This is a genomic window from Pseudomonas brassicacearum, assembly GCF_003732175.1.
Lineage (GTDB): Bacteria > Pseudomonadota > Gammaproteobacteria > Pseudomonadales > Pseudomonadaceae > Aquipseudomonas > Aquipseudomonas brassicacearum_G.
Map to the genome: position 1 here is coordinate 66,203 of NZ_MOBI01000041.1, position 9,631 is coordinate 75,833.

The 9,631-nt window shown below is 50.6% G+C and carries 11 protein-coding genes and 1 pseudogene; 11 read left to right on the forward strand and 1 reads right to left on the reverse strand.

The genetic code is table 11. From position 1 onward, the window contains the following. Window positions 1-145 precede the first annotated feature (145 nt). The 11 genes from BK658_RS29060 (at window position 146) to BK658_RS29105 (ending at window position 9,008) form a co-directional block, all read left to right on the forward strand. Complete coding sequence (locus tag BK658_RS29060) at window positions 146-508, forward strand: acyl carrier protein (RefSeq protein ID WP_185019920.1); 363 nt, start codon at window positions 146-148, stop codon at window positions 506-508. Continuing rightward, a complete protein-coding gene (locus BK658_RS29065; RefSeq protein WP_123585315.1) occupies window positions 501-1,637 on the forward strand; it encodes a hypothetical protein in 1,137 nt (378 codons plus the stop codon). The genes BK658_RS29060 and BK658_RS29065 overlap by 8 nt, the downstream gene beginning before the upstream one ends. Continuing rightward, a complete protein-coding gene (locus BK658_RS29070) occupies window positions 1,634-2,890 on the forward strand; it encodes a beta-ketoacyl-[acyl-carrier-protein] synthase family protein (protein WP_123585316.1) in 1,257 nt (418 codons plus the stop codon). Before BK658_RS29065 ends, BK658_RS29070 begins: the two co-directional genes overlap by 4 nt. 14 nt (window positions 2,891-2,904) lie before the next feature. Then, window positions 2,905-4,143 carry a phenylacetate--CoA ligase family protein gene (locus BK658_RS29075; RefSeq protein WP_123585317.1) on the forward strand — a complete coding sequence of 413 codons (1,239 nt, stop codon included), beginning with the start codon at window positions 2,905-2,907 and terminating at the stop codon, window positions 4,141-4,143. A 44-nt stretch (window positions 4,144-4,187) separates the two neighbouring features. After that, window positions 4,188-4,685 (forward strand): hypothetical protein, encoded by a 498-nt coding sequence (locus BK658_RS29080; RefSeq protein WP_123585326.1) that lies wholly within the window; start codon window positions 4,188-4,190, stop codon window positions 4,683-4,685. 119 nt (window positions 4,686-4,804) lie between these two features. Next, window positions 4,805-5,119: a hypothetical protein gene (locus BK658_RS29875; protein WP_148049746.1), complete on the forward strand. Its 315-nt coding sequence runs from the start codon at window positions 4,805-4,807 to the stop codon at window positions 5,117-5,119. Beyond that, a complete protein-coding gene (locus BK658_RS29085) occupies window positions 5,116-5,661 on the forward strand; it encodes a hypothetical protein (protein WP_123585318.1) in 546 nt (181 codons plus the stop codon). The genes BK658_RS29875 and BK658_RS29085 overlap by 4 nt, the downstream gene beginning before the upstream one ends. Continuing rightward, window positions 5,654-6,028 carry an ApeI family dehydratase gene (locus tag BK658_RS29090; protein WP_123585319.1) on the forward strand — a complete coding sequence of 125 codons (375 nt, stop codon included), beginning with the start codon at window positions 5,654-5,656 and terminating at the stop codon, window positions 6,026-6,028. Before BK658_RS29085 ends, BK658_RS29090 begins: the two co-directional genes overlap by 8 nt. Next, window positions 6,025-6,744, forward strand: a complete 720-nt coding sequence (locus BK658_RS29095; RefSeq protein ID WP_123585320.1) for an SDR family NAD(P)-dependent oxidoreductase — start codon at window positions 6,025-6,027, stop codon at window positions 6,742-6,744. Before BK658_RS29090 ends, BK658_RS29095 begins: the two co-directional genes overlap by 4 nt. A gap of 77 nt (window positions 6,745-6,821) precedes the next feature. After that, complete coding sequence (locus BK658_RS29100) at window positions 6,822-7,682, forward strand: arylamine N-acetyltransferase family protein (protein ID WP_148049747.1); 861 nt, start codon at window positions 6,822-6,824, stop codon at window positions 7,680-7,682. Window positions 7,683-7,694: 12 nt separating this feature from the next. Continuing rightward, on the forward strand, window positions 7,695-9,008 hold the full coding sequence (locus tag BK658_RS29105; RefSeq protein ID WP_123585322.1) for an ATP-grasp domain-containing protein: 1,314 nt from the start codon (window positions 7,695-7,697) through the stop codon (window positions 9,006-9,008). Between the two features lie 32 nt (window positions 9,009-9,040). Here BK658_RS29105 and BK658_RS29110 read toward each other — a convergent pair. Next, a pseudogene (locus tag BK658_RS29110) lies at window positions 9,041-9,115 on the reverse strand (EscU/YscU/HrcU family type III secretion system export apparatus switch protein); the annotation flags it as partial. Window positions 9,116-9,631: the final 516 nt, after the last annotated feature.

Consider the following 9,631-nt stretch of genomic DNA (forward strand, 5'->3'; position numbering starts at 1 on the left):
ATTGGGTCGTAGAGTCTAAGCAAATAGTGGTTGCGTAGACGTAGAGTGGCTCTTTCAGTTGGTTTGTCTGCTTTCTGTTTTGAGCCAAGCTTTACAATAAAACAGCATCCATAATCGAATGTTGAGAAAAATAATAAGGACTGTTATGTATCTCGCCAAGGTTAAAGAAATCGCTGCAAATATACTTTTTCTGGACTCTTCAGGCGATATTGAAAATGACGCGTCATTCGAAGAGATAGGTTTCACTTCTATTGACTTCATTGATTTTTGTTATGAGGTTAAGGCGCAGATAAATTCCAGTATCGAGCCGCATGATATATGGCCGTTTGCAAAGTTACTCGTCGACCCGCTGTTTTATTCTGAAGGTCGCTGGACTGAGGCGGGTAGGAAAGTTGTTAGTGACATATTGGGAGTGGGCGACAATGTAGAGGTGGATCCAAAGTTGCTGGATAAATACTGGACACCTGGATTTTGCGCGCAACGGATCGAGGCAGTTCTGAATGCCTAGTCTATTCATTACCGGATATGGCATTGAACAGGCAACGCTGAAAACTGATGATCTGGTCCAGCGTTTGATGGAGTGCGCATACGACTCGCTAGACGATAAGCCACAGGAGGTAAAGTTATCGGCGGCGATTGCTCCGTACATCGCACGCGAAGATAGAGCCATGCTGACTTCGCAAACGATTTGCTGTCTTAATGTCGGTTTCTCGGCCATGAAAATGGCCGAAAAAATCGTCGGTTTCACGCTGGCTGAAAAAGAGGCCATGTGCGTATACACCACTTATGAAACCGTTAGGGATTTCCATGAGGTGGTCTGGCAGTTCAAGACGTCCAGTGAGCAGTACACCGAAAGGGCTTTTTTGCTCAAGAGTCTGGGGGTGATGGCAAATGCTGTGCACCCCTTGCGGCTGTTTCGAAAGCTACCCACCAATGGCCTCTACCATTTATCAAAACTGTTCGGACTACGTGGCGGCGGTTATCCGTTGCGCAAGATGTCGCTCGGTGGCCTTTCTTTGCTTGAGGAGGCTTTCTACAACTTACCATGCAGTGGTTCGAGCGGTGCCTTGATCAGTGCCTTTGGCGATATGTCGAAAGCCGATAATGCTCAAGTGTTTCGCAAGATGGGCTTGATCGATGTTCGGAATGCCAGTCGTTCCAACGTTCAGGGAACAGGAGGTGCGGTGTCGTTGATTGTCGAAACCCCTGAGCGGATTTCTCGACAAGAGGCCCAACCGCTGGCGGAAGTTCTGCAGGCATTCAGTCGATTCTCGACCAGCATGTTCGCCACTCGACAAGACTGGATCGAGGCTTATGGGCTGCTGGAGCCTTGGGTTCGTGAAAGTCACCCAGTGGTGGTGCTTTACGACAATGGCGCTCCCGGTATCGGTGACGCGGAAGTACAGGCACTGGAGAGTAGTCTTATTTCCTTCGAAATACGTCGATACAAGCCTTGGTCCAAGTACGCGGTGGCTACCAGCGGTCTGGTCGATCTGGTGTGTGCATTGGCTGACCCGACGATCGAGCCTGGCCGAGTGGTCATCATCCACGGAGAAGGCGCAAGTATGGGGTTGGGCTTGATCGTGCTGCGCAAGTCGGGCCGGTCATCACCGCAGTCAGAAAGGACGCAGTCATGAGTATTCAAAGGATTGTCATCAGCGGTTTTGGCTGTTGTACACCCTTGGGCGATCACTATGCGTCCATTGAGAAAGCGCTTCGGGATGGCAACTCTGGCGTAAGGAAAATCGCTAAATACGACACCGATTCATTTAAAAGCCGTTTTGCCGGAATCCCGGAATTGGGGAATTTTTTGACCGGAGGTGAACTGCAACGCTTCAGTCATGATGAGTTGTACACCCGCACGGCCATGGAGAATCTGCTCGCGTCGGTTCATCTCGATCCTGCTGCTATTGGCGAGCACCGAATCGGTTGTTTCCTGGGCGTTGATGAACCTGTTGTGGATATTCAGCAAACGGTCAATCTGGCGTATGACTTAAACAAGGTTGGCGGGCAGTTTTCCAATCTTGATTCGGCGCTGGAGAAGCACTTTCGCGTACAAGACTTTATTCGTTACGACCCGACCAATGCTCTGCGATCCATTTATAAGTATGTTGCGTTCAAAGGCCCTGCATCAGTGCACCTGGGGCTATGTTCCGCTTCATTGCAGGCCATCGGCACCGGCTTCCAAGCTGTTCGACAGGGGCGTGTGGATGTAGCGATCGTCGGCGGTATCTCGGCCAAGATCACTCCTGAGCATTACATCGGTCTGGAGTCGGTCGACATCATCGCCACCGATGACCGACTTGATCCGACGGCCTTGTCGCGACCCTTCGATACAAGACGGTCGGGTTACCTGTCGGCTGAAGGTGCGGTGCTGTTTCTAGTGGAGTCTCTTGAGTCCTGTCTGAAAGAAGGGCGGGAGCCGCTGATGGAGCTGGCGGGTTATGGCACAAGCACCAACGCCAGCCATATCGTCAAGCCAGCACCCGACTCCAGAGAGATGAAGCTTGCGATGACGCGGGCACTGACTAACGCAGGGCTGCGGGCCAGCGATATCGGTATGGTCAATGCTCATGGTACGTCAACGATATTGAATGACTTTCACGAATCCGCAGCCATATGCGCCGTGATCGGAGAGCAAGTGCCGGTGACGGCCAATAAGTCCCTTCACGGACACATGATTGCCGCCGCCGGGGCCATGGAAACACTCAATACCTTGATCAGTCTGCGTTCGGGTTTCATTCCTGGGACCATCAACCTTGAGTCGAAAGATCCCGATTGTCTGGCAAATCTGTCGCCGTTCACCCTGCAGCGATCTGTGGATTACTGCCTGAAAAACTCGTTCGGTATGGGCGGCCTGGCCGCATCGATGGTTTTTAAAAGAATTTAAGAGCGCCACCAATAATGAATATAAAAAGTCGCACTTCGTTTGATGTCGATAAGTTCAACAAGATGGTGGATGAGTATACCGAGCAGTCTTACCCCCTGGATTTACCTCAGGTCACCAGTTATGAGGATTTCGCGCAGAAATACCCGCCGATCAATAAACAGGCACTAATGGCCGTCAGCGATACACTCATCCACGGTGACAAACTGAAAAATTGTTATGTCATCTCGACATCGGGAACGACGTCGGCACCTCTGGTGCTAGCCAGCCGTATTTTTCAACGAGTCACGGAAGATAGCTACCCTTACCAGATTCGCGGTTTTATGGCCGAGCACGTGTTTTGTGCAGACGATACGGTCGTCAATCTCTTGACCGCAGGGTGCCTGGGTTACAACTACGAAGGCATGTGCCGGCTGCTTGAGCCGATTGGCTCGACGTTGCTGCCTGTGGGGCGTCCCGATGTCATGAACAACATGCCGTCGTTGTTGGGCACCATGGCTCGCTTCAAGGCCAATGTGCTCGTGGGCTCGCCGACGGGCATCATCCAGATCGCTCAGGCTGCAGAAAAACTCGACGTGGATCTGGCGATCACCAAGATTGTGTTTGTTGGTGAAGCGTTCCATCTGGGTAAGCGAGGGTTCATTCAATCGTTATGGCCAAAGGCTCAGTTCTACAGTCTTTACGGGGCCACCGAATTGGGCTTCGCTGCTGTGAATACCCCAGCCATGGTGCCGCATAGTCATTTGATTCTTTCCGACTGGTTTTTCATTGAGCAGACCGACGCCGGCGAGTTACTGGTCACCGATCTGAAAGCGCCGGTAGTTCCCATCATTCGCTACCGGATTGGCGACGTGGGTGAGGTTATCCAGGCGGCGGACAGTAAATACTATTTAAAGATCGGACAGAGAGTCGCCGAGGAGTTCAGCCTGGGTGGTCATCGCATCAGTCTGACGCTGATGGAGCAGGCGCTGATAGCCGCAGGTCTGCCGGCAGAAGCATTTCAAGTGAAGCTGTCGACGACTGATGCCGGAAAAGACTGTGTCGCCGTTCTCATTGATGTCGAGAAATCTGCCATTGATGCGTCATTGATAATAAGTCTGGAAGAGCAACTTTTCCATATTCCGAAGTTGAAGGAAGCCGTGGCGCGGGGGGTGGCAGTGGTCAAATGGGGAAGCAATGCCGACTTTTCATATAATCCACGGGGCAAACTAAACCGTTTGCTTGACAGTCGTAATCAAGTGTCGATTGCGTGCTGATGATCAATGCTGCTTTTCAGGCATGTATAGTGCCAGGGGGTTTTATGCTTGATATTCTACGTGGTACACCGCTATGGGTTTATGCAGTTTTTTTTATTGTGACCTATTATGGAATGATTGCTTGCTTCAAAAATCATGAGTCTAAAAGATCATTGCAAATGACTCCGGTGATATTTGTCGCTGTTTCCCTAGCGTCTTTGAAGTTCTCCCAGGGCATCGCTATCCCGTTGTTGGTTTATGCACTGGGGTTATTAGTTGGATGGTTTCTGGCCTTGCGCTTCTATTCGTACAACGACGTCGAGCGAGAGGGTGATCGCCTGGTGCTTGGTGGCACCGCTAAAGTACTTATTGTGTATTGGTGCTTTTTTGCCTGGCGTTATTACAGTGGCTATCAAGCGGCCATGCATCCCGAACTGGCCAATGAAATATCGGTGGTGGCTTGGTCGTCCCTTGGAACTGGTCTCATTAATGGATTGATAGTTGGTCGCAGCCTTAGGCTTTTACGTTTTTTCAAAGCCAATGAAGTTACTGCGGCTTCCTAAAAATGACGACTGAATTGATGAAAGTACAGGGTTTGTCCACATCGCAATCCTCAACACCGGCCGTATATCTGGAACTGTGCCCACCCGTTGTTCAGTCGGGCAGAGGCTGGACCAGTCGCGTGAACGAAGACCGCTTCGACGATTACACCGAACGTTATGGCCCAGTGGTATTGCTAACCGAGTTACTCAATCAGTTTGCAGTCCGCTGCGTTCGTGGCGGCACCTCGAGCGCTACCCTGTCGACGCACTACGTTCCAGCATTGATAACAGGGCTGCGAAGTTTGAACCCACGCGATATTTCGGAATTGTTGGGCCTGGTCAGTATCGACAATGCAGGAGGACGTGTTGAAGTGTTCGGGACTCTGCGTTCGGGCCCCCGAGATTGTCTGTTGGCGACTATCACGATTTTAAGCCTGAAGGCGCGACAGTCATGATCAAACTCATGATTCCGTGGTTGTTGTTTCCCTACTTGATTGAATGGCTGGATGGCAGCTATGCGAAGGCCTCCATTCTTGTGGCGGTATTAATTGTCATATTGTGTTTTGATAACCTTCGAAAAGGATTTGTCATTGAATGCACCCTGGTCACTTGTCTAATCGGCATGGCTGTGGTGTCTGTGTATTGGCCAGCTCTTTCCAGTTTCGATAGTGTTAAGGTTCTTTTATATGGTGTATTAACTATTGCAGGATGGTTAGGTGTTCTGTTTAGGCACCCCTTCACACTGCAATACAGTCGCGCCGGAGTTGATGAAAATGTCCGGCAGACGAGCGAATTTTTCGAAATAAACAATGCCATCACCAAGGCATGGTGCATGGCCTTCTCAATTAACTGGGTGTTGGCGGGCTTGAGTTTCAGCTTTGAAGAGTACTGGCCAGTTTTTATGATCGGATCTTATATGAGTATTTTGATAGCGTCGGTGATTACGGAGGTTTTTCCTGAGGCTTACTTTAATAAAAGGAACTCGCTTCATGGCTGAGTTGGAAGTTTTTCGAGTGGGTTATTCAGCGGTCTCAGCCAAGCGATTCGATGGCAGTGTGACAGTCAATGGCGATGCCGAGATACTCAAGGAACACTTTCCGGATTTTCCGATTGTGCCAGGTGCTTGCATTGTCGGATTCGTGACCGAGTGCATCACTCAAATGAAACAAACGGCACTGGGCGCATTCACCCTTCAACGTATCGCTTTTCTCGGGCCGATTGTTCCCGGCTTGGTGCTGTCTTTGGTAATCGACAAAAGACCTGGCGATCCTCTCAATGAGGGAGAGAGTTACAGTTTCAGAATTCATCACGAGGCAATCAATTATTGCCGGGGAGTGATAACAGTTGAAGGAGAGGGGCTATGAGCGACATTGCATTGGTAACGGGTGGAACCCGAGGAATCGGTCGCTGTGTCGCAGAAAAGTTTCTTCGCGCCGGTTATAGGGTGTTTGTCACATATGCCCGCAACGAGCAGGCGGCGGCCAGTTTCATGGCCGAGTACCCTGACTTGAGCGCCTGGCAAGTGGATGGTCGCCTAATTGATCAAGTCCAGACGTTGCGTGACCGAATCCTTGCTGAGGGAACGCCTTCAGTGCTGGTTAATAATGCCGGTATCACAGGTGACGGCATTTTTTTGAACAGCAGTCTCGAGGTATTCCATCAAGTCATGGACTCGAATTTTGGAAGTTCGTTGAATTACTGCAACGTATTTGCGCCCCTTATGTCGGCTGCCCGCTTTGGTAATATCATCAACATCAGTTCTGTGGCAGCCACCAAAATAAAGCTTGGTAATACGGCATACGGTTGCGCAAAAGCAGCCATTGAACGGCTGACGCTCGGGTTGGCACTGGAGTTGGCAAGGTTTGACGTCAAGGTCAATGGAGTCGCCCCCGGTTTTGTCGATACAGACATGTTCAAAGCATTTGCCCAAGGTGGTGAACGCGAAATTCTGAAGTCGATACCCGGCAGGAAAATCATGCGACCGGCCGAGGTCGCCAATATGGTTTTTTTATTGGCTTCTCGTCAGTTCAATACGACGGGAACTATTGTAAAAGTCGGCAATGGCGAAAACATAGGGTAAAAATTTGTATTGGGCGTTCTCCGGCCCCCTTTTTTCTTATATGGCTGAGCCCATCATATATTAGCGAGGTTGCGCCTGTGAGTGCCGAACCGGTTTCATCGTGCGTGAGGGTTGCACATGCACCAGCAATGCCTGAATGGCTTGCTCTGTATTTCAAGCGAATTAATCTGGACATTCCATCGGATATTAATGTAGGAACATTGGCCGATATTCATTTTGCACACATCAATGCCATTGCGTACGACATGCTGGATGTTTTTCTCGGAGTCACGCCTTCATTCGATATGGATGAAATCAGCAAGAAGCTCATCTCGGGGCACCGAGGAGGTGGCTGTACTCAGATGAATGGATTGCTGGCGGTCGTATTGGAAACGCTCGGGTTCAAGGTCAGACGTACCCTGTCGGCCGTGTACCGAGGGGACAGTGGATTGAAGTTTTCGACCCATATGGTGTTGTTGGTACGTGCCGATGACGAAGAGTGGATATGTGATGTCGGATTCGGATACCGAGGTTTTTTGTACCCCTTGCGCCTGCATCATAGTGCTCAGGATGTTCAGGGGGTCCATGCGTATCGGGTGCTAAGAGTCGGGACTTTGACGTGGGGTGTTCAATACCGACGTGGTGCCCAATGGACAAATATGTATGTGTTGCGTGACGCCAGTTACGAATCCCATGAATTTGTTGTGGGGCAATTTTTCAATGCCTACTCTCCGTTGTCACCACTCAAAAATAACTTGGTGTGCGCCAAGCCGTCACTCGACGGGGGGAGCTATTTAATTAATAGCTTTTTGGTCATCACTCAAGGTCGTACGCGCACTCGGCGGATTGTAAAATCGCTGGGAGAGTTGGTTGGGGTGTTGAGTGAGTACTTCGATATTGAACTCGGTCCAGCAGATTTTGTTGCTCTGCCTCCCGATATGTTTGATGGACCTCAGTAAAAGGAAGAGAAAATGCCGTCATGCTTGATTACTAATCCGGTCTCAAATGCCAATATTCTAGTGCGTTATTTGAAAGGGAGAGGGGTTGACTGCTACGCAATCATTGAACTTGATAAAGTGGCTCAGATCCCGAAGCTCAATGCGAAAAAGAAGGGCGAGTTTCAGGCGGAGTTGTATAAAGGGATATTCACCAGCGAAGACGAGTTGCCGCCCGTCGAGAGTGGATTGTTTGATGCTGTGTTGGCAGGTAGTGAGAACGGTGTATTTCTGGCCGAGAAGCTGGCCGCCAGATATTCACTTCCGGGGAACGATCCAGCTACATCGTTCAGACGCCGACATAAAGATCAGATGCAGCGTTCTCTGGCTGCCGCGGAACTGGCTTTCATACCTACAACGGTACTCAACGGTCGGGAAAGTGCGCAGTTGTCGTTGTCGCAATGGGATCGCTACCCGTGCATCCTCAAGCCGCAATCCTCTGCTGGTGGCGAGGGCGTGCAGCGTTGCAATAACGCCAGTGAGCTTCAACAGGCACTGGATAACGCCTCATGGAACACTTTTTCCGCGACCTGGACGTTCAATGACCACTTCCTGATACAGCCCTTGATTCAAGGTCCAGAGTACGTCGTTGACCTGGTTGCCTGTGCTGGCACGTACTTCATTTCGGCAGTTTGCCGTTATGTTCGCAGTGATGAACTGGGGATTGCTGATTGCAACTTCGTCAAAAAATTCACCTTCATGCTGCCTCTCGATTCTCCTGTCAGCAAGGTCTTGAGCGACTATGCGAAGCTTGCCGCCAAAGCACTCGACATCACCTATGGCGCGGTACATATGGAGTTGATCCTGAGAGAGTACGGTCCGGTAATGATTGAGGCTGCCGCCCGCATGCACGGAACAATCACGCCAAAATTATTCACGAATTGTTATCAGTCATCGCTGCTGGATCAGTTGTATGAGGTGTATTTCGGCGATGCCGCTAATCTGCAGGACGCGATACTGATTGCCCCGGCGATCGTCTCTGATGTCATTTGTATCGAGAACGGTATTTATACAGTCAGTGAGGCGCAGATGGATGAAGCTTTGGCTGGTTTGGCGTCCCTTAAGGGATACGTCTGCGTAATCGGTGAAGGTGACGAGTATGTCGCTACTCACGATCTTTTTTCTTCGCCGATGAATGCCTGTTTCTGCGATGCCGATTCTGACCGGTTGTGGGCTGACGTAGCGGCATTCGACCAGGTCGCGGAGCAGCTCATGGGTGGTGTCGCATTCAGCGATGAGGGCTGGTGCTCCATCCGCAGTACCTACGAAGGGTATCTGACAGGCATCTGATACAAAGGGAATAAGAGCGTCGCAGTTCTGGCGGCGTTCTCGTAAATCGGTACTTCATAATCGCGGGCAATCTTCAGAATGGCTTCGGCCAATTCGTCATCGCCTTTTTGCTGATTTCATTACGCCATCCTGAAAAACAGATCAGAAGGTGTAAACCCTATTCAGGACGGGACAGCCTTACAACTTCATTGAAGACTTTTTCATTGTCGTTCACGTGGCCCGATCGCTACGGCGTGAAGCCAGGCATAACAAAGCTCTGGGCTCGTTCAAAAGCTTTGGCCTGTTCTCAGGGCTGGGGTGGTGTACCGCGCAGATTATTTCGTTGCTGCCCAACGAACTTGGTTCGCTGGGAGGGGCTTTGGCGTTGCCGCTGTGGATCGTCCACTGGCGGTTGGTGAGGCGGGTAAACAGGGTGATGGCGCTTGCTTGAGCGGTGGCGGATCTAAGGAAACTCCGAACAAGTCCCCAAGTATGCTGAAATACGCCCTCACCATCTGACCCGAGCGCTCCATGAGCCAGATGTGCTTTTCCGACTTCGGAAAAGGGGCGTCCATTACCAACGGCAACAAACGACCCAGGCTGTGTGAAAACGCAGTGATTGTCTAACCTTCTGATCGTCGAGA

Coding starts and splice junctions, on each gene's coding strand:
- BK658_RS29060 (WP_185019920.1), top strand. CDS start 146: ATGTATCTCGCCAAGGTTAAAGAAATCGCTGCAAATATACTTTTTCTG.
- BK658_RS29065 (WP_123585315.1), top strand. CDS start 501: ATGCCTAGTCTATTCATTACCGGATATGGCATTGAACAGGCAACGCTG.
- BK658_RS29070 (WP_123585316.1), top strand. CDS start 1,634: ATGAGTATTCAAAGGATTGTCATCAGCGGTTTTGGCTGTTGTACACCC.
- BK658_RS29075 (WP_123585317.1), top strand. CDS start 2,905: ATGAATATAAAAAGTCGCACTTCGTTTGATGTCGATAAGTTCAACAAG.
- BK658_RS29080 (WP_123585326.1), top strand. CDS start 4,188: ATGCTTGATATTCTACGTGGTACACCGCTATGGGTTTATGCAGTTTTT.
- BK658_RS29085 (WP_123585318.1), top strand. CDS start 5,116: ATGATCAAACTCATGATTCCGTGGTTGTTGTTTCCCTACTTGATTGAA.
- BK658_RS29090 (WP_123585319.1), top strand. CDS start 5,654: ATGGCTGAGTTGGAAGTTTTTCGAGTGGGTTATTCAGCGGTCTCAGCC.
- BK658_RS29095 (WP_123585320.1), top strand. CDS start 6,025: ATGAGCGACATTGCATTGGTAACGGGTGGAACCCGAGGAATCGGTCGC.
- BK658_RS29105 (WP_123585322.1), top strand. CDS start 7,695: ATGCCGTCATGCTTGATTACTAATCCGGTCTCAAATGCCAATATTCTA.